This window comes from Sphaerisporangium sp. NPDC051017 (assembly GCF_040683095.1).
GTDB lineage: Bacteria > Actinomycetota > Actinomycetes > Streptosporangiales > Streptosporangiaceae > Sphaerisporangium.
The window spans coordinates 27,245-46,142 of sequence record NZ_JBFBCI010000018.1; the positions used below are offsets into that span (position 1 = coordinate 27,245).

Annotated in this window: 12 protein-coding genes; 2 read left to right on the forward strand and 10 right to left on the reverse strand. The window is 73.4% G+C overall.

Annotated elements, in window-relative coordinates; all coding sequences use genetic code 11:
• The first annotated feature begins 19 nt into the window (after window positions 1-19).
• Both AB0M95_RS16940 and AB0M95_RS16945 read left to right on the forward strand, forming a co-directional pair.
• Window positions 20-337, forward strand: coding sequence for a hypothetical protein (locus AB0M95_RS16940; RefSeq protein WP_363764943.1), 318 nt, complete (start codon window positions 20-22; stop codon window positions 335-337).
• 87 nt (window positions 338-424) lie between these two features.
• A complete protein-coding gene (locus AB0M95_RS16945; RefSeq protein WP_363765183.1) occupies window positions 425-1,507 on the forward strand; it encodes a transglycosylase SLT domain-containing protein in 1,083 nt (360 codons plus the stop codon).
• Window positions 1,508-1,656: 149 nt separating this feature from the next.
• Here AB0M95_RS16945 and AB0M95_RS16950 read toward each other — a convergent pair whose 3' ends face one another.
• From AB0M95_RS16950 to era, 10 genes are all read right to left on the reverse strand, one after another.
• Window positions 1,657-2,400 carry a hypothetical protein gene (locus AB0M95_RS16950; protein WP_363764946.1) on the reverse strand — a complete coding sequence of 248 codons (744 nt, stop codon included), beginning with the start codon at window positions 2,398-2,400 and terminating at the stop codon, window positions 1,657-1,659.
• A gap of 292 nt (window positions 2,401-2,692) precedes the next feature.
• Complete coding sequence (locus tag AB0M95_RS16955; RefSeq protein ID WP_363764949.1) at window positions 2,693-3,304, reverse strand: hypothetical protein; 612 nt, start codon at window positions 3,302-3,304, stop codon at window positions 2,693-2,695.
• 186 nt (window positions 3,305-3,490) lie between these two features.
• The gene (locus AB0M95_RS16960; protein WP_363764952.1) at window positions 3,491-4,015 is read right to left on the reverse strand and encodes a hypothetical protein; all 525 of its coding nucleotides are present in this window, start codon (window positions 4,013-4,015) and stop codon (window positions 3,491-3,493) included.
• Window positions 4,016-4,113: 98 nt separating this feature from the next.
• Complete coding sequence (locus tag AB0M95_RS16965) at window positions 4,114-12,534, reverse strand: hypothetical protein (RefSeq protein WP_363764954.1); 8,421 nt, start codon at window positions 12,532-12,534, stop codon at window positions 4,114-4,116.
• 120 nt (window positions 12,535-12,654) lie between these two features.
• A complete protein-coding gene (locus AB0M95_RS16970; protein ID WP_363764957.1) occupies window positions 12,655-13,014 on the reverse strand; it encodes a hypothetical protein in 360 nt (119 codons plus the stop codon).
• Window position 13,015: 1 nt separating this feature from the next.
• The gene (locus AB0M95_RS16975) at window positions 13,016-13,429 is read right to left on the reverse strand and encodes a YbaB/EbfC family nucleoid-associated protein (RefSeq protein WP_358517718.1); all 414 of its coding nucleotides are present in this window, start codon (window positions 13,427-13,429) and stop codon (window positions 13,016-13,018) included.
• 186 nt (window positions 13,430-13,615) lie between these two features.
• On the reverse strand, window positions 13,616-14,074 hold the full coding sequence (locus AB0M95_RS16980) for a hypothetical protein (RefSeq protein WP_363764960.1): 459 nt from the start codon (window positions 14,072-14,074) through the stop codon (window positions 13,616-13,618).
• The gene (locus AB0M95_RS16985) at window positions 14,071-15,075 is read right to left on the reverse strand and encodes an SseB family protein (protein ID WP_363764963.1); all 1,005 of its coding nucleotides are present in this window, start codon (window positions 15,073-15,075) and stop codon (window positions 14,071-14,073) included. The genes AB0M95_RS16980 and AB0M95_RS16985 overlap by 4 nt, the downstream gene beginning before the upstream one ends.
• A 156-nt stretch (window positions 15,076-15,231) precedes the next feature.
• On the reverse strand, window positions 15,232-17,691 hold the full coding sequence (locus AB0M95_RS16990) for a hypothetical protein (RefSeq protein WP_363764966.1): 2,460 nt from the start codon (window positions 17,689-17,691) through the stop codon (window positions 15,232-15,234).
• 281 nt (window positions 17,692-17,972) lie between these two features.
• Window positions 17,973-18,884 (reverse strand): GTPase Era, encoded by a 912-nt coding sequence (era, locus tag AB0M95_RS16995; RefSeq protein WP_363764969.1) that lies wholly within the window; start codon window positions 18,882-18,884, stop codon window positions 17,973-17,975.
• Window positions 18,885-18,898 lie beyond the last annotated feature (14 nt).

Sequence of the window (18,898 nt, forward strand, 5' to 3'; positions counted from 1 at the left end):
TCGGAGGGAGTCGCCCCCGGTGACAGGTATCGACATGAACCGCGAGGCGCTGGCAAAGCTGCGCAGTGCGGTGCATACGCAGGCGGGCCTGCTGGCCACCGTCGGGGACGGGTTCCCCGCCAAGGACCGGGCCGCCGCGTCCCTGTTCGGGAAGCTGGGCGGCGCCGAGGCCCTCGCGGGTGCGATCGGGCGGGTCGAGGACCACGCCGACCAGGAGCTCGGCACGGTCAAGAGCCGGTTCGACGGGGTGGAACGGGCTCTCGACACCATCGAGGACAACATCCGCACGGCCGAGCACGACACGGGCGCGGGACTTCCGGCCGTAGAGCCGGTGTGAGCGCCGCCGCGCCGGGGCTTGCGAAGACGGGCACGGATGCATGACCGCCAGAGGCGACGTGCGGACGGGGAGTCACGAGTGACCGACATGGGCGCCGTCGGGGCGTTGCCGGGCGGGCAGGAGCTCGTCACGCTGGCGGACAAGACGAAGGGAGACCCGGGGGCCATCCGCGGGATCGCCACCCGGTGGCGTACCGCCGCGGGCGACTGCGTCGAGCCGTTCGAGACGCTGGGCGCGTCCATCACCCGGGTCGACGCCGCCTGGAGGGGCGCCTCGGCCGACGCATTCGTCGCGTACATGCGGCGGTACGGGCGCGCGGGGGACGCGCTGCACGACGCGGTCGGCGCCTGCGCCAACTCCCTGGACACCGCCGCGGGCGCGGTCGAGACGGCCAGGAGCAATGTCATCGGCGTCTGCGACGAACTGCTCGCCTGGGTGGCCGACTACCGCAAGCGCAACCCGCACGCCACCGAGGAACAGCTCAAACCTGGCATAACCGAGCAGGTCGGACGGGCGGTCACCCTCGCCCAGGGGTACGTCACGACCGCCGAGACGGCGCTGTCCACGGCGCTCGGGGAGATCGACGCGGAGCTCAAGGGCGTGTCACCTACGTTCGCCTCGATTCCGCCCGCCGGAGACCAGGCGTTCGTCCCCGGACCGGGGCACACCACGCAGTGGATCCCGGTGCCGGCCAAGGAGATCGACCCCACGCTCTACAACGGCGACGGAGGGTCGTCCGGTGGCGGCGGGGGAGGGTTCGGCGGGTACGGGCCGAGCGGCCCTCCGCCTCCGGGCGGCGGCCCCGCGCCCAAGGGCCAGGTGGCGGAGTGGATCGGGCAGGCCATCGAGATCCTCAAGGCCCACGGGTACCCGGTCGAGAAGATGAATCCGAACGACATCTGGATGATCATCCAGCACGAGTCGGGCGGCAACCCGCACGCGATCAACAACTGGGACTCCAACGCCGCCGCGGGCCACCCCTCCAAGGGCCTGATGCAGACCATCGACGGGACGTTCTCCCGCTGGTCGCTCCCCGGCCACAAGAACATCTACGACCCGGTCGACAACATCATCGCGGGCGTCCGCTACGCCATCGAACGCTACGGCTCGGTCTCCAACGTCCCCGGCGTCGTAGGCAGCAAAAGAGGCACCGGCTATGTCGGCTACTGACCCCCTGGCCGGCTCCCGGCTGGACACGGGCAGGATCGCGTCGCCGCCGCGGCGGAGATCTGGAAAGGACGAACCCGGCACCGTGCCCGAACCGAGCCGTGATCCGGCCCGCGCCGCCGGGAGGATCACGTCTCCAGCCGTGACACGGGTCATCGGGGTGGTGGGTGGAGGTTTTGGAAGTGGGTCAGGTGGTGTTGGTAGAGGGTCAGGTCGCTTTGGAGGCCTTCGCGGGTGAAGCGTTCGGGTTCGTCGTGGCGGGTCGTGGCGCCCTCTTCGGTCCAGAAGGCGTCTTCGGGGATCTCGTCCGCGTCGTCGGGGAGGAACTTGGCCGCCTCGGCGACGGCGTCTACGGCGTAGGACCAGTTGGCTAGGACTTCCTGGTAGCGGGCATGGCCAGTGGGGTTCTGGGCGTACAGGGCGGCCTCGCGCAGGGCGCGGTGGGCGTAGCCCGCGCCCGCGAGCTGCCACTGGCCCGGGTCGATGATCTCTGAGCGACCTGGACCGAAGCGTGCTTCGCCGTGGCGGGCGGCGAACTCGGTCTCGTAGGGGATCACGATGATGATCCGATGCCGAGGGCCGGTGCAGGGGCCGTCGAACAGCAATGTCCAGGCCGTCCGTCCCTCGGTCAGGGTCGTGCACCGCTCGTAGTCGATCACCCGGCTCCGCGCGCCCGGGTCGGCGTCCCTGAACGCGTCGAGTTCCTGGACCCCCTCGCCCACATCCGCGACCTTCTCGGTGGTCAAGAGCTTTTCGGTGTTGGGAGGCGGTTCCTGTGGAGGGCTTTCGGTGTCGTTCGGGGGGTTCAGGTCGTCGGCGGCGATGACGAGGCTGATGTACAGGTACGCCTCGGCTAGCGTTCGCGCGTGCAGGATGGGAACTTCGGTGCTCGTCACGGCCGCCCCCCTGATTGCTGTTGTATCGCCGAAAGCGTGCCCGTTTCGCCCGGCCTGCTGGAGGCGTGTCCGAGGCGCTGTGCGGCGCCGTCACGCGTCCGGCCACGTCCGCACGCCGTGGCCGCTTCGATCGCCGCGCGGTTCATTCGACCGTCGCGGCCTCTTTCGACCATATCCGGCGCGAGGGTGGCGTCCCGGCAAGTCGAGGGGTGTGTCTACGGGTGCCGGAACCTCGTCGGCCCGCGCATCGGAACCGCTCCCGGCCGCCCAGTCGAACCGATCAGGAGGCGCGTCAGCGGTCGCCGTACATGTCTGTGAAGTGCTGGAGGTTCTCCCCGTAGAAGGCGATGTCGTCCTCCAGCCGGGAACGGGTGAAACGTCCGGGATCCTCCTCGCGGACGGCCGTGCCCATGCCGGTCCAGAACGCCGTCTCCGGCACTGTGTCCGCCGCGTCCGCGCCGGCCGGCAGGAACTTCGCCGCCTCGGCGAGGGCGTCGCGGGCGAACTCCCAGTTCAGGACCACCTCGTGGTAGCGCTCGTCGTCCTCGGGAGTGTCGGCGAAGGACAGGTCGGCGGCGAGGGCCCGCTGGGCGTACTCGTCGGCGACCAGCCGCCACTGGCCCGCGTCGACCAGCTCGGACGGCCCCGGCCCGAAGCGCAGGCGGTCGCGGCGTGCCTCCGCCTCCGTCCGGTAGGGGACGACAACGTCGATGAGGTGGCGCGGGCCGGTCGCGGGCCCGTCGAACCGCAGCGTCCAGGCGTCGGCGCCCTCGGTCAGCGTCGTCCACGGGCGGGCGGACAGCCCGGGCTCGCCGAACCCGTCGTCCCCGCCGTCGCCGTCACCCGCGGCCAGCGTGAGGTCGATGTAGAGGTACGCCTCCACAAGCGTTCGCGCGCGGAGCATCGGCGCCCGACCTCCTCCTCCAGTGACACGACGGTCAGCGTTCGCGCCGTGCCAAGGCGTGTCCTGAGTACCCGACCTGCCCGGGCACGTTTCACCCTAGTGCGCCGTCCGCGCACGTTCACCGGACGACCCACCGTACGGTGGCCGTTCCGCGCATCGCCTGAGCCCGTTGACATGCCGTGAAGATCAGCGCGCCGCGAGGAGGTCGCGGTAGGTGTCGCGGATCACGAGTAGGCGGTCGAGCTGGAAGCGGCCAGGGTCGGTGGCGCGTAGCACGAATCCTCGTTCGGACCAGAAGGCGTGCTCGGGGACCTCGGACTCGCCTGGCGGGATGAACTTCACCACTTCCTCCACCGCCGCCATCGCGATGGCGAGGGCGCGCCGGGCCGCGGCGGGGTCGTCCTCGGGGACGTCGCCCGCGGTCAGGTCGGCGACCCACAGCCATTCGCCGGCGTCCAGCAACTGTGACGGCTCGGGGCCGCCGAAGGAGGGGAACGTGATCGGCGCGGTGTCGCGTTCGGGGACGCCGAACAGGAACTCGCGCCGCGCGCCGCAGCCCTCGCACACCCCGGCGTAGCCGGCGACCGGCTCGCCGCCGAACTCGGCCAGCGTGGACTCCCACGCCGTGTCGACCGAGCCGCAGTCCTCGCAGGGGTTCAGGTCCAGGAACAGGTGCGCCTCGTCCCTGGTCCTCGCCACCGAGAATGCCATGACGCTCCTCTGCCGCCGATCTTCCGCCGAACCGTCCGCCGCGCGCGCCGGCGCTCATCCGTCCGGGCCGCTCCCTCGCACCCGTCGTGCCCGCGGGCTCATGGGCCGCCCGCGCCGCTCTGGTAGGTGACGCCGGGCCCCGGCATGGGGGTGTGGCGGCCGACGTCGTGGGTCGTCGGCCACGGGGCGCCGGGCGTGCCGGTTGTGCCCGGCGTGCCGCCCTGCGTGCCCGATGTGCCGGGCGTTCCCGCCGCGTCGGGCGTGGTCGCGAGCATGGCGGAGATGTCGCGTTGCGGCATGCTGAGGTCGGCCGTGCCCACCGCCGCCTGGGTGATCGTGACGACCTTGCCCACGCGCTCGCCGCCGCCGGCGTCATGGGTGACCAGCTCGATCACGGCGTCCCAGTTCACGCGCGTCGTCACTGTGGCGCCGTCGCCGACGAACATCCTGGTCTCCTCCATACGGACGCCGTCGCTCGTGCTCATCGTGTCCGCGGCCTGCACGCCGTAGGCGTAGTCGGTGCCGACGGCCCCGTCCCCGGCGGCGTTGACGTCCGGCCCGACGTCCCAGCCCACCGGCAGCGGGCGGCCGACACCGTTGGACCTCGACCGCATGTCCTGGTGCCGCTTGGCCACGCCGAACTCGACGCCCTCCCGTCCGGACACGATGACGGTGGCCTGCGTCGGCCGGGCCCGCAGGCGGACACGCACCTCCCGCCCAGGATGTCCGGGTACGGTGAGCCGCGCGGCCTCGTCCCCGGTGGCGGTCGCGAGGCGCTTGAACTTGGACATCAGGCTCATGGGCGCGAACTGCTGCTCAAGGGCGACGTCCCGGGCGCGCATCCCGTTCTCTCCCAGCAGGCCGTCGCCGGCGAGCGCCGTCCGTACGCGGTCCAGCAGGTCGCCGGTGTCCAGGACCTCCACCACGTAGTCGGCGGGCAGGGTGAGCGCCCCGGGGTCGGGCACGGTGAGCGTCGCCGGGGCCATGCCCGCGGGCCCGACCATTCCGGTCGACACGAGCCGCTCGGCCTCGCCCTCGAACACCAGCGTGGGGGCGCGCCCGGCGGGAACCAGGCCGGGCAGGTGGTTCACCGCCTTCTCGGCCACGCTGTCGAACGCGTCGGACCACTCCATGTCGACGGTCAGCCGGAACGGCATACGGACCGTGTGCCCGCCGGAGAAGGTCGCCATGCGGGACAGATCGGTCCGCTGGTCGCTCGCCGACACCCCGTGCTCCTGGGCGCGGTCGGTCCCGATGCCGCCGTTGAGCGCCCCGAGGTCCGGCCCGCCCGTGGCCTCGCCCCCGAGGGAGACGGCGCCCGTCCCGCTGGGGGAGGCCGACCATTCCTCCTGCTCGTAGTCGTAGATCTGGGTGATCACGTCCTTGTACGGCGTGTGTCCGGCCCACCGGGGAGGTCCGGTGAAGTCCCACCTCATCCGTACGGTGAGCCGCTGGGTGAGCTCCGGGCCGACGCGCACGGGGAAGGAGAGCACGAGCCCCTGCGGCCCGTACAGGTTGGGGGCGTTGGCCAGCCAGCGGTCCAGGCCGAAGATCGCCGACAGGCTGGAGCGCAGCACCGGATCGCGGCTCATGATCCCCGGCGTCCGTTCCTCGGCGGAGCGCAGCATCTCGTCCAGCAGCTCCACCCGCTCGCCGTTCATGGTGAGCGCGACGTGCTCGAACGCGGTCTGGCCCTGGCCCCGGAGGTAGTGGTCGGGCAGGGACACCTCCGGCTCCAGGTTCGCCAGGCTCCGTGCGCCGCTCAGCGCCTTGGCCAGCCGGTGGCGCGACCCCGAGCCGGTGTTCGCGGCCACGGCCGGGTCGCCGAGCAGCGGGCCGAGCGCGTGCAGCAGACGCCGGCGGGTGTGATCCTTGGACAGTTCGGGGACGCCGCCGGACCGCTGCGCCTGGTGCAGGTCGGCGAGGTAGCGGCGGACCAGCGGGATCGCGGTGCGCCGGTCGAGCGTCAGGTCGCCGCCCAGGAACCGCTCGACCGCGTCGGCCACGGCCGTCAGCGGCAGCGGCCGCGCGCCGTCGGCGTACAGCTTGAGGGCGCGCCGCTCGGCCTGCCGGTAGAGGATCGCGCCGTCGACCTCCACCCGGATCGGCTCGCCCGCCTCCTGGAAGTTGATCTCGAAGCGGACGGGCGCGGCGTGCGCCAGGTCGATGCCGAGGTCGATGGCCAGCGTCTCGACGCCCCAGATCGACATCTTGGTGTTCGAGCGGTTCACGGACCTGGACCCGGCGACGCCCGGGGTGACGGACGCCTTCGGTGCGCTCGCCTGGTGCGTCCCGGCCCCGGCCGACGCCCCGGCGCCGAAGCCGCGGGTCGCGCCGGTCGCCGTGCCGTAGCTGCCCATCCCGAACAGGATGTCGCCGGTGACCAGCTCCGCCCGGCCGACGAGCGTCGAGGGTCCGACGACGGCGCGGATCGTCACGGGCGAGTGCAGCGCCCCCTGCCCCTGCGGGTGCACCGGAAGCTGGACGCCGTACTCGGAGAACAGCAGTTCGCTGTGCGCGAGCAGGTTCTCGGTGCTGAGCAGGGCCGCCACGTGGAGGAACGCGTCGGTGCCCGGCCGCATCGAGTACGGCAGGCGCGGCAGCACGGCGCGCAGCATCGGCCCGGTGTCCAGGTGCAGGAGGCCGCCCCGGCGCACCTCCTCCAGGGACGTCGGGTGCGCCGCCGCCGGATCGTACGCCATGCCCAGCGCGGGGTCCGCCGGGGGCAGCAGGTCCACCGGCCAGCCCAGACGCGCCCACACCTGGACGTCCTCGACGAACGGATCCAGACGGCCGTCCGGGTGGATCACGAAGACCTGGGCGGTGTGCGGGACGTCCTCGGCGGCGGGCGCGTTCGCCCCCTCGCCGAGTTTGACGTTGTTGGTGGTGTTCCCGGCCTTGCCCGTGGCGGCGGCGTCGCGGCCGGTGTTCACCCCGGCGCCGCCGCCGGTCACCATCTCGCCCTGCCCGTGGACGTCCGCGTCCACCGACACCCTGACCACGTCCCGGGCCCGGGAGGCCGTCTCGCCGCTGGTCGTCCCGGCGGTGTCGGAGCCGATCTGGAGGTTCACCACCGCGTCCATCGGCGCGACGCCGCTGAAGTCCATGCGGTCCAGGCGCTGGTCCAGTTGCACCAGCAGCGTGAGGTACTCGACCGACCGGTTGAGCCCGGCGTGCACGAGCGGTAGCACGACGCCGTTCTGCACGGCGGTGTTGTACCCGGACTCCAGGCGCTCGGCGGTGAGCTGCTCGTCGATGATCCTCTTGTTGAGCTCCTGGGCGGCGTGCTTCACGGGGTCGAGCGACCACACCGGGTCGCCGGCGGCGTTCAGCGGCGGCAGGTGGTCGTCCTCCATCTCGCGTAGCCGCTTCTCCAGCGCCCGCTTCAGCTCGGGGACGCCGCGCATGTCCTGGACCAGCGCGGGCCCGGCTCCCCGCAGCCGCCCGGGGCCCTCGCCCGCCCACACCGGCGGTCGCGGCAGCCGTCCGGGCGGAGGGCCGGGGACGACCTGGTCGCGCAGCACGTGCGAGCCGTCGTCGTTCAGCTCCGGCGCGCCGGACGGCCCGTGGACGACCGCCCGCGCGTCCACCGGCCACCCGGACCGGTACGCGTGCCACACCGGCGTCCTGAGCAGGGCGGTCACCTCGCCGGGGACGACGGCCGGCGCGCCCGCGCGTCCCAGCGTGACCGGGCGGACCCGGACCTCCACCTCGAACTCCGCGGCGTACGGCTCGCCGTACTTGGCCCGCTGCACGCTCACGTTGTAGGTCGCCGTGGTCGCCGAGGACGTCTCCGAGTGCGACCGGGACCGCCCGTAGCTGTGGGTGATCTTCGGGGTCAGTTCGTCGTCCAGGACGGGCAGGTCCTCGGTGGGCAGGGCCTTGGCGCCGACGGTCGCGGTCGTGCCGTGCGAGCGCCCGGACGCCTGGGTGACCGACACCCCGTTCGACTCGATGCGCAGCAGCTCCTGGAAGTGCGTCCCGCTGGCGACGCCGAACGGGGTCACGGCCGGCTCGGGCGTGCCGTTCGCGCCTGGCCGCGCCTTGAGCCGGGCGACGACCTGCACCTCGGCCACGGGCTTCGTCCCGTCGGTCACGACCCGCCACGGCAGCCCGCCGAGGGCCGTCGCCTCCCCGAGCCGGGCGGGGAACACCTGGGTCAGTATCTGGCGGATCTCGTCGCGCGCCACGCTCCCGACCGGCGCGCGGCCCCCGAGGGCGTCGGCGGTCCGCTCCACCAGATCGTTCACGCCGTCCATGGTGAGGACGACGTGCCGGGGGAGCCCTGGGCGCGGCGCCACCGAGGGGGGTAGCCGGACGACGTCCTCCGGGCCGGGCACCGCGTAGGAGTGCGACAGCGCCAGCCGCAGCCGCGCCGGATCGTCCGCCGCGCCGGTCACCCGCTCGGCCCGAGTGCCCTTCGCCGTGCGGACCTCGGCCTCCCATTCCACCGCCGCCTCGAACACCGGCGACTCGCCGCGGTTGTCGTCCACGCCGCCCCCGAGCGCGCGCTGGTACGACGAGGCGCTCGTCGACTCCTCGCGTCCGAACCTGTGACCCACCCCGGCCACGGCGTGGGCCGCGGCCACCTTGATCGCCGTCCCGGCCGCGGTGTCCGGCAGCATGGCCACGGCCATCTTGATCAGGCGCATGTAGTTCGGCTCGTAGGTCTGCCCGAGGCGGTGGCCCGCCCTGTGCGCGAACGACGCGCCGCCCTGCGGGAGCCATCCGCGGATGAACTCGCTCGGACGCGCGCCCAGGTCCAGGATCTCCAGCAGCTCGCTCAGGTGAAGCTTGACGCGCACCTCGCCGAGGCGGTCGCGGCCCACGCGCAGGGTGTGGCCGTCCGCGGAGGCCACCTGGGCGAACTCCGCGAACAGGCGGCTCTCCAGCGCGGAGGCGGTGAACTCGTGGTCGACCCCGGCCCGCCGCATCATGTCGTTGAGCGTGCGGGCCAGCGCCGCCACGTGCGGCAGAGTACCGAACGGATGCCCGGCCGCCGGCGCGGTCACGGACGGCAGCGCGGCCTCCAGCGCCGCGTCGTACGCCGTCCGCGCCGTCGTCGCCAGGTCCGTGTACGGCTCGGCCTCTTGGCGCAGCCGGGCGATCTCGCGGGGATCCCGGGCGGCCTCCATCGCCTCCAGGGCGAGCGCGACGTCCTCGTAGGCGAGCCGCGCCTGGCGGGCCGCCTCCGCCGCGTTCTGGTAGGCCTCGGCCACCCGCAGGTTCCTGCTCTCGTCGTCCGCCGCGACGTCGGCGTCGGCGAGGGCCCTGCGCAGGCGTTCGGGCGCGGACAGGTCCTTGGCCTTCTGTGCCTTTTCTGCGGCCTTGTTCGCCTTGTCGGCCGCGTCCGCGGCCTTGATCGCCGCTTCCAGCTTCGCGGCCGAACGGACCGTCAGCGCGTCCGCGGCGTCCGCCATCGTCCTGGTGAGCTCGCGCGCCCGGGCGAGTTCGGAGGAGGCGGGCGCTGCGGCCGGCCAGGGCAGGGACGGCGGCATGTGGCCGCGCCGCTCGATGTCCCGCGCGGTCGCCTCGGCCTCGCGCCGGTAGTAGCGCCGCCCCTCGGGGGTGCGCGCCGCATTCCATTTGCGGACGAGGTGGGCGATCTCATTCCGGCGCGATGTCACGCATTCGTCCCGGCCCTCGGCACGCCGACCACCCGGTACGGGCTGCTGGGCGCCTGCGGTCGGCACGGGTCCGCCGGGGGTCGGCTGCTGCCCGCCCGTGCTTGGTACGTGCCCGCCTGTGCCTGCTGCGTGCCCGTCCGTGCTTGGTACGTGTCCGCCTGCGCCCGGCAGGTGGCCGCGGATGATCCCCTGGGCGCTACCGGCGTCGATCGCCGCGCGTCGTCGCAGCGCGTCGCTGGTCTCATGCAGGAGCACGCGGGCGAGCTGGTCGGGGTGGACGCCGGGGGCGATGCGCACCTTCATCGGGTCGTCCGCGTCCCCGCTTCTCACCTTCGTGCGGGCGACCCGGCGCGGGCCGCTCAGCGCGCCGAGCGGCCGCGGCACCCGGCCCACCTCGACGGAGAAGTGGTACACCCGGCGGCTCGTCGTCTCCACCCAGTAGCGGGAGCCGTCCGGCAGCGCGCCGAGCCGCCGTACGGCCGTGCCGTGCGCGAAGTCGCCGGGCCGCAGGTCGGCGATGGCGGCGGGGACCTCGCGCACATCCAGTTTCGGCATCCCTGCCGGGCGCGCGTCCGGCCGGAAATCGGAGTCCGCGAGCTCCTCGGCCGTCACCGTCCCCGCCCGCGCGTGCCGCCTCCCGACATTCGGCCGCCGCCCAGAAGAGCCGGCCCCCCGGTGCCCGGACCGAGATGCGGCGTTCGCAACGGGTCCGGGGTGGGGTGAGCCGTTCGCGTGGGATGTGGGGGCGGGCGGGGCTCCGTCAGGGGAGCGAGTGGCCGCGTCGGGGGCTGGGTCGCCGTTGAGCGCCGCGACGATGGAACCGGGCACCGGTCCCGGCGATGGAGGTACGGCCTGTGCGTGGCCGTTCTGGTGTGTGGTCTGGTGTGCGGTGGTCTGCTGCGGGACAGGTCCCGGTGCCTGGACGCTTTGGGGCGCCTGCGAGCCGACTGGAGCCGTGAACAGGGACGGCGCCTGCGAGGTAGCGGGGGCCGGGGACTGGGACGTGGTCGGTGGCTGCGAGGTGTTCGGTGCCTGTGGAGCGATCGGAAGGTGGGACGGAGACGTGCCGGCGGGCAGGCCGGGGTCCGCCGTTGCCTGGGGGGTGCCCTGGTACGGTACGGCGTTCGTGGATGGCGGAGTGGGTGGCGCGGCCGAGTGATGTGACGGGCCGTGCGGCGGTGGCGCGGTCGGCTGGGATGTGCCCGGCGGCACGGCCTGCGGCGTGCCGTTCGGCGATGCCGTCGCCAGAGGTGCGCTCGGGGGTGCGGCCTGGGAGGTGCTGTGCGGCGCGGGCTGGGTCGTATGGGCATCAGTGCCGGTGGTGGAGCCTGCCGCGCCCTGGGGTGCTCCCGTCTGCGTGCTCGTGCCGTGCTGCGGGACGGTGCCTGCTGTGCCGTGCGGCATTCCCGTCTGGGTGTTCGTGGCGTGCTGGGTGGTGGGGCTTGCCGCGCCTTGGGGCGCTCCCGTCTGGGGGTTTGTGCCGTGTTGGGGGACGGTGCCGGCTGTGGCCTGCGGTACTCCCGTCTGAGGGGTGAAGGCGTGAGGTGGAGTGGTGGCGGTGGGGGGTGCGGGCGGCGAGACGCCAAGGCCGGCGGGGTTGCGGGGTCCTGGGGCCTCACCCGGGTCGGTGCCGGGTGGGGTGGAGGCCGTGTGGGTGCCCGGTGGGGTGGTCGTTGTGTTGGCGAGGCGGGAGAGGTCGGTCAGGGCGCTCGCGGTGGTGGCGTCGTGAAGGGCCGCGCCGGGGTTGAGGACGGCGGCGGGGACCGAGGGGTTGAACGGGCTGATCGTGTTCGTCCGCCCCGCGCCGCCCATCGCCGCGCCGAGCAGCGACTCCCCGTCCGGCAGGGAGAACTGCCCGTACACCAGGCCGTTGGCGAGGATGCTGCCCCCAGGCGAGGCGGCCATGTTGTTCAGCCCGGTCTGTACCGCCCGTCCGGGAAAGCGGGCGAAGGCGGCGGCCACCCCGGGGGCGTCCCCACCGGCCGCATTCAGCGTGCGCAGCAGCGGGATCCGGTCGCTGTACCGGTTCAGCGGCCCTGCGATCTTGGTCCCGATGATCGCGCCGCCGCCCGCGCCGACGGCCGAGGCCGAGGTCTTGCTCCAGTCCCAGCTCGTCCGCGAGCCGCGGTCCATCTGCTCTTTCTGGGTGTAGGCGTCGATGAAGACCTCTTCGCCGATCTCCTCGATCAGCTCCCGCCCCAGGTGGCTCGCGAGCACGGTACGCGCGAGGCCGGCCCTGGCGGCGGTGGCGCTCGCCAGCCGGGTCGTCACCGCCGTGCCGAAGTCGCGCCCGGCGACGGCGGCCAGCCGCTGCAGGATGCGGGCGATGGCCGCGCGGGCGGACGCGGCGATGGGCCCGACCGCGGACGTGGTGGCGCCCGCGGTGAAGAACGCGCTGACCAGCGCGATGAACGCGGCCGTGACGGCCACCCAGAACGCCACGTTGATGGAGATCTTGGAGTACTGGGTCTCGCGGGCGAAGTTGTCGGCCTGCATGGCCTTGGTGAGGTTCTTGATCCCGAGCCCGGGAACCCCGGTGTCGTGGGTGAAGAGCCGCGCGGCCTGGTCCAGGTAGAGCGGGGTCGCGGGCACGTCCCACCCGGCCAGTACGGTCCGCGCCGCGTTGACGCCCGGCTCCGACGCCCCGTACAGCCCGGCCCCGAGCGCCTGGTGCTCCTTGGCCAGTTCCCACAGCAGGGTCTCGCTCGCCTCGGGCCAGCTCTGCCCGGAGACGATCAGTGAGATCAGCAGGTCGACCCATCCGGGCAGGCTCTCGCCCCAGGCGGGGGTGACGTCGCTGGTGGAGGTTCCGCCGCCGACGATCCCGCTCTGGCCCGGCGGGGTGTTGGGGTTGACGTTGACCGTGGGGTCGACGTTCGTACCGCTGGCCACGTCCCCCCGTTCCGCTCGTCGCCGCCCGCCCGGGCCTGCGCCCGGGTGGTCCGGCTGTGGTGCGTTCGATCTCCGCGTCCGGGTGCCGGCGGGCCGGGGCGGTCTTCGCGGCGCCGGCCGTCAGATGCTCCGGGTGGCGTCCGCCTGGCTCTGGTCGGTGTGCCGGGTGGTCGTGACGGCCGTGCGGACGTTCGTCCCCAGGGTGTCGATGTCCTTCATGATCCGGTCCCCGTCCCGGATCATGGCGTCGGTGCCGCCGTCCTTGGTGTACGCCTGCAGGAACGAGGTCCCGGCGGTGTCCCCGCCCCACGGGGCCGCCTCGACCAGCCGCTGAAGCCGTTCGGTGCCGGACTTCCAGAGGCTCGTGACGTCGGTCGCCGCGGTGTCCCACTGGGTCAGCCCGAGGTGCGCCGTCTGGGCGTGGATGTCCACGTGCGGACCCTGGCCCGCGTACTGGGAGGTCTGAAGGTTGTCGGCCATTTCACTTCTTCCCGAGCATCCGCGCGGCCATGTCGTCCAGGGCGCGCTGGAGGTCTCCGTCGAGGTGCGCCCGCATCTGGTCGGCGGGGATCAGTGGCTCGAACACCTCGACCACCCGGGCCCGCGCCTTGGCGGCGGCCCGGTGGACGGTCTCGGTGATGGAGTCGGCCAGCCGACGCGAGTCGGGCCGCCGGTAGACGCGCGGGTCGATGTCGAGCCGGACGAGGTCGCCGCGGGCGCCGACGGTGGCCGAGATCAGCCCGTCGTCCGACTTCTCGGTGACCTGGACGGCCCGGGCCTTCTCGTGCAGCGCGGGCGCCTCCTCCTGAAGCCGCAGGAACGAGGCGCGCAGTTCGTCGGCGTAGGCGCGCATCTCGGCACTGACCGCGTCGTCCACCCCGTCCGCGGGCTCCATTCACACCTCCCCGAGCACCTGTCCCGGCCGATACAGCGCTTAACGGCGCAGTAAGCGTGGACTAACTTCCGGGAAACAGTCGCTGTGGGGCATTGTGACATTTGCGAACATCATCCGGCAAGGATGATGAACACCGAATAGCGTTATAAGTGATTTGCCGGATATATGGCTATATGGCGTTACTTGTTACACGTCGAGTGGGGTGACGTGCTCACGTAGGCCGAGCACTTCGTCCCGAGGCACCCAGCCCTGGTAGACCCCGCGCTCGGTCCGCCGCAGCCCCAGCGCCCGCGCCACCGGCGCCAACCCCCCGGTGTACTCGACGAGCAACTCACCGCCGTGCCCGCCAGGACGCCCGTCGTGTCCGTCGTCGTGCCCGTCGCCCGGCTCGCCACGAAGGTGCCCATCACGCGCGTCGTGCACCTGGCACGGGACGCCACGCCACGTCCCCACCGTCGTCACGAACACGACGGCCTCGCACTCCTCCGCCGGGACCGGCCGGACGTGGAGGCCCGGCGCGACCTCCTCGAACCCCTCCGCCGGCGCCGCGCGCCGCAGCCGGATCCACAGTCGCCCCGTCCGGGCGTCCGGGCTCGCCTCGTACTCCGACCCGCGCCACCGCGCCCGGTACGAATGCCACCTCATCGCGCCCCGCCGACGCGCCCGCCGGACCCGTGCCCGCCGGGGTCGCCCAGGTCCTGCCGGGCGGGGTCGCCGAGGTCCTGCCGGGCGGGGTCGCCGAGGTCGTGCCCGGCCGGGTCCGCCGCATGGACGAGCATCCACCGCTCCAGGTCGCCGTCGTACAGCGCGCGACGGTGCTCGACGCCTGCGGCGGTCAGCTCCCAGATCTCGGCCCCGTGCGGCAGCCCCACCCCGTCGATCTTGTACTCGCGGATCACCTGGTCGACGTTCGGTACCAATCCCATCCCGGCGAACGGTGGCTCCTCGATCACCCACCCCGCCACGGCCGCCCGCGTCTCCTCGTCCGTGCCGCCGTACGGGGTGCGGTAGAGGGCCGTCCCGACCGCGTGCCACCGCAGGATGTGCACCGACCCCTCGTCCGTCACGACGCCCTCGTCCCGCGAGCGCGCGAGCGCGTCGGCGAGGACGACCGGGGTGGCGATGTGCGCGACGTCCAGGGCGTGGTGGCAGTACCCGGAGACCCGCGTACGGCCCTCGGCCAGGTAGGCGTACAGGTCCGCGGGGGTCAGCAGCTTCTGGACCACCGGCGTCCCCGCGCCCGGGTCGGCGGCGCGGTCGTCGGCCAGGGACGGCACCGCCAGCCGCGCGACCGTGCCCGGCTCCAGGAAGAAGTTCACCGGAAGGCCAGGGTTGACGGCCAGGCCCCAGCGTAGGTCGGGCCAGCCGGCGGCCATCTCGGCCAGCGAGACGATCCTGTGGTGCCCGGTGAGACCGCCGACGCGGGCGCGCATCGCCTCGGCCGAGGTGTAGGCGACGATCCACGTGCGCTCGGCGTCGGAGGCGGTCGGCCAGGCCACGGGCGCGCGGCCCGCCGCGGCGTCCGGGCCGATCGGCAGCGCGAGGTCGGCGCGGCGCAGCAGGATCAGGCAGCGGGCCAGGTCGCCCTCGGCGAACGCGGCGGCGAGCTCCACCTCGAACGGCCCCGCCGGCTCCCAGTCCCGCACGATGACCACTCTAGGTCGCCGGAGGCCCCTCGTGACGAAGGTCGTGGTCGCCGAAGCGGCGGCGGCCCGGGCCGGCGTACCGGTCGTCCGCCGCTCGTCGTCATCCGAGGCCCGTCCCTCGCTTCGCTCTCGGCCTATCGGTGGTACGCGGCACGCTCACTTGCAGGTGCCGAAGGGGGACTGGGTGGATCCGCTGCCCGAGGCGCCGCCCAGGCGGACGCACTTGCCCTTCGTCAGCATGATCACCGGGCCCGCGTAGTACTTCTCGGACCCGCCGCCGGTCTGCGAGCCGCCGCCCTGCACCTCCAGCGTCACCGACACCGGGGACGCCACGCCGACGCGGTCGGTCTTGATCGTCACCGCGCAGGTCAGGCCCGACTGGTTGCTGAAGAGCTGGTAGGCCACACCGCCGGGGAAGGAGACGGACCGCTGGACGGCGTACCCGACGCCCTTGCCCGCCGAGTCGCAGACCTGCTGCGGCGTGTACAGGTTGGACGCCGGCGCCTGCGTGCGGGTCGGCTGCGAGGTGCGCGGGTCGACCACCCCGCCGGTGGGACGCGGCGCGGTGGAGGTGGTCACGTACGGGAGCGGCACGACGGTCTTGGTGACGGTCGGGCCGGGCCGGGTGACGGTCGGACGCGGGGTGACGGTCCTCGTGACCGTCGGCCGCGGCGAGACAGGGCCGGACGCGGTCGGGCGCGGCGGCGCCGTCGGCGAGTGCGTCGGGCTGGGCGTCGCCGTCGTCGTGGGCGGCACGAACGGGATGCTCGGCGACCCCGTGGGAGATCCGGTGGGGGACCCCGTCGGTGACCCGGTGGGCGACCCTGTCGGTGACCCGGTCGGCGACGGTGTCGGCGTCTCGGAGGGGTCGGGCGTCTCGGACGGCCCGGAGGGGCTCGGCGTCGGCTCGGACGGGCTGGGCGTCGGCGTCGCCGTGACGGTCACCGTGGACTGCGGCGACGGCGACTGCGCCGGGGAGCCGCTCTGGGTGGGAATCGGCGGCGGGGTGAACTGCGGCCCGGGGGACAGGGTCGGGATGCCGATCGACGGGGAGGCCGTCGTGATCTGCATCGGGTAGACGCCCTGGTCCTGCGGGGCGGGCGAGGTCGCCCACGGCACCGTGACCTGCGGGCGCGGCGCGGTGGTTGCGCCGACGTCCGAGCCCTGGGCCTGCGAGCCGGACGAATCGGCCGCGGTGGTCGCCTGGCCCTCCGCGGCGACGCGTCCGATCTGCTGCGGGGATGCGGAGTACTTCCCGGCGCCCCACAGGCCGAGCCCGGCGAGCCCGACCACGATGCCGACGCCCGCGGCCAGCCCGACGGGGAAGTGCGCGCCGGCCTTCTTGCGCGGAGAGGCGGCGGAAGCCCCGTCCTCGCCGTTCGCGGACGGCCGCGCGGGGATCTGAGGGCCCTCTTCGGAGGGCAGCGCGGGGGCGCTCCACACCTGCTGCGCGGGCGGCGCCTGCGCCGGGACCTCCCACACCGGCTCCTGGCCGTTCGTGCGCGGGGCCACCGCGGACCCGGGCTCCGCAGCGCCGGACTGGACGGGGCCGGACTGGACGGGGCCGGGCTCGGACCCCGGGCCGGCGGAGATGACCGGGCCGGACACGGCGGGGCCGGGGACGACGACGCCCGGCCCACCGGGGGTGACCTTCACGGTGTCCCCGGAAGGGTCCGGGCCGGACACGAGCTCGCCGGAGATGACCATCCCGGGAGCGGAGCCCGCGGCGGGCGGGAGGACGGCGCCGGGTACGGGGGCGGCGGGGATCGCGCGGGCCGGCGGCACGGCCTTCTCTTCGCCGAGCAGCCACAGCATCGCGCCCTGCGCCGTGGGCCGCTGGGCGGGCGTCTTGGCCAGGCACGCGCCGACGACGTCGCGCAGCGGCGCGGGAAGGGCGCCGAGGTCGGGCCGGGCGGTGGCGATGGCCTGCGGCCCGTCCGCGAACGGCTCGGCGCCGGTCGCGGCGCACGCCATGGTGCGCGCCCAGGCGAACACGTCGGCGGCCGGGCCCGCGGGCTCGCCGCGGACCTGCTCGGGGGAGCGGTAGTCGGTCTCGCCGAGCCCGAAGTCGGCGACGCGTGGCCCGTCGGGGCCGAGGAAGACGTTGTCCGGGGTGAGGCCCCGGTGCGCGATGCCGGCGAGGTGGACGGCGGTGAGCGCGGTCAGCGTGCCGACGGCGATCCGCTCCAGGGCGTCGCCGGTCAGGGGCCCGTCGGCCTCGACGGTCTCGCGCAGCGAACGGCCCTCGACGTACTCGCGGACGACGTAGGCGCGGTCGTCCACCCATCCGGCGTCGATCGCGCGCACCGCGTACGCGCTGGAGACCCGCTGCGCGGCGGAGAGATCGTCCAGGACCCGCGAGCGCGCCTGGTCGTCGGCCTCGGGCCACCGGGGGAGCAGCTTGACGACGAACCGCGCCGCCTCCCCCTCGGCGGACGGCTCGGCGCTCACCTGGACGGACGGCTCGGCGGCGGTTTCGGGCGGTTCGGCGGCGTTCGCGCGTGCGGGATCGGTGTGTTCGGCCAGGTAGGCGGTTCCGCGAGGGCCGTCGCCCAGGCGTCCGAGAAGCGTGTAGGCGCCTATCTGCTGAGGATCCCCCGGTAGCAATGGCTGCATGTCCCTCGTCGCCTTCCCTACGGCTCACCGTTGCAGATCATGACACCACATGATCAAGCACCACAGGACGTAATTTGTCACCCGTGCATCACTTGTTACGGTTCTGTTGATCATGCACCGTTTTAGAGGGATATGTCGCAGAAATCCATTCGTCGCGCGCATTCAGATCCGGGCAACGTGAGCGACCCGCCCGCCCGGGACGCCGACCCCCGCGCGGCCGTGGCAGCCGGGGCGCCTCGAACGTGGAACCCGGAGCGGCTCGGAAGGGGACCCGGGACGGCTCAGTCGTAGAAGCCGAGGCGGCGGAGCTGCTTGGGGTCGCGCTGCCAGTCCTTGGCGACCTTGATGCGCAGGTCCAGGTAGATGTGGGTGCCGAGCAGCGCCTCGATGTGCTTGCGCGCCCGCGTGCCGACCTCCTTGAGCCGCGCCCCCTTCGGCCCGATGACGATGGCCTTCTGCGAGGGACGCTCGACGTACATCTGCGCGTACACGTCCAGCAGGTCGTCACGGCCCTCGCGGGGCACCATCTCTTCGACCAGGACGGCGATCGAGTGGGGCAGCTCGTCGCGCACGCCCTCCAGCGCGGCCTCGCGGATCAGCTCGGCGACCAGAACCTGCTCGGGCTCGTCGGTGAGCTCGCCCCCCGCGTACAGCGGCGGTGACTCGGGCAGGCGCTCGACGAGCAGGTCGCCGAGCGTGCCGAGCTGCTCCCCGGACTCCGCGGACACCGGGACGATCTCGGCGAAGTCGGCCAGCCGGGACACCGCCAGCAACTGGTTGGCGATCTGCTCGCGGCTCGCGAGGTCGCACTTGGTGACCACGGCCACCACCGGCGTCTTCTTGACGGCCGCGAGCTTCTCGGAGATGAAGCGGTCGCCCTTGCCGATCGGCTCGTTGGCCGGGACGCAGAAGCCGATGACATCGACCTCGGTCAGCGTCGAGAGCACGAGGCTGTCGAGCCGCTCGCCGAGCAGCGTGCGCGGGCGGTGCAGGCCGGGCGTGTCGACGATGACGAGCTGGGCGTCGGGCCGGGTGACGATGCCGCGGATGGCGCGGCGGGTCGTCTGGGGCTTGCTGGAGGTGATCGCCACCTTGGCGCCCACCAGCGCGTTCATCAGCGTCGACTTACCGACGTTGGGCCTGCCGACGAAGCAGGCGAATCCGGCACGGAACTCAGCGGCTGAGGAACTCACGCCTTCATTGTCGC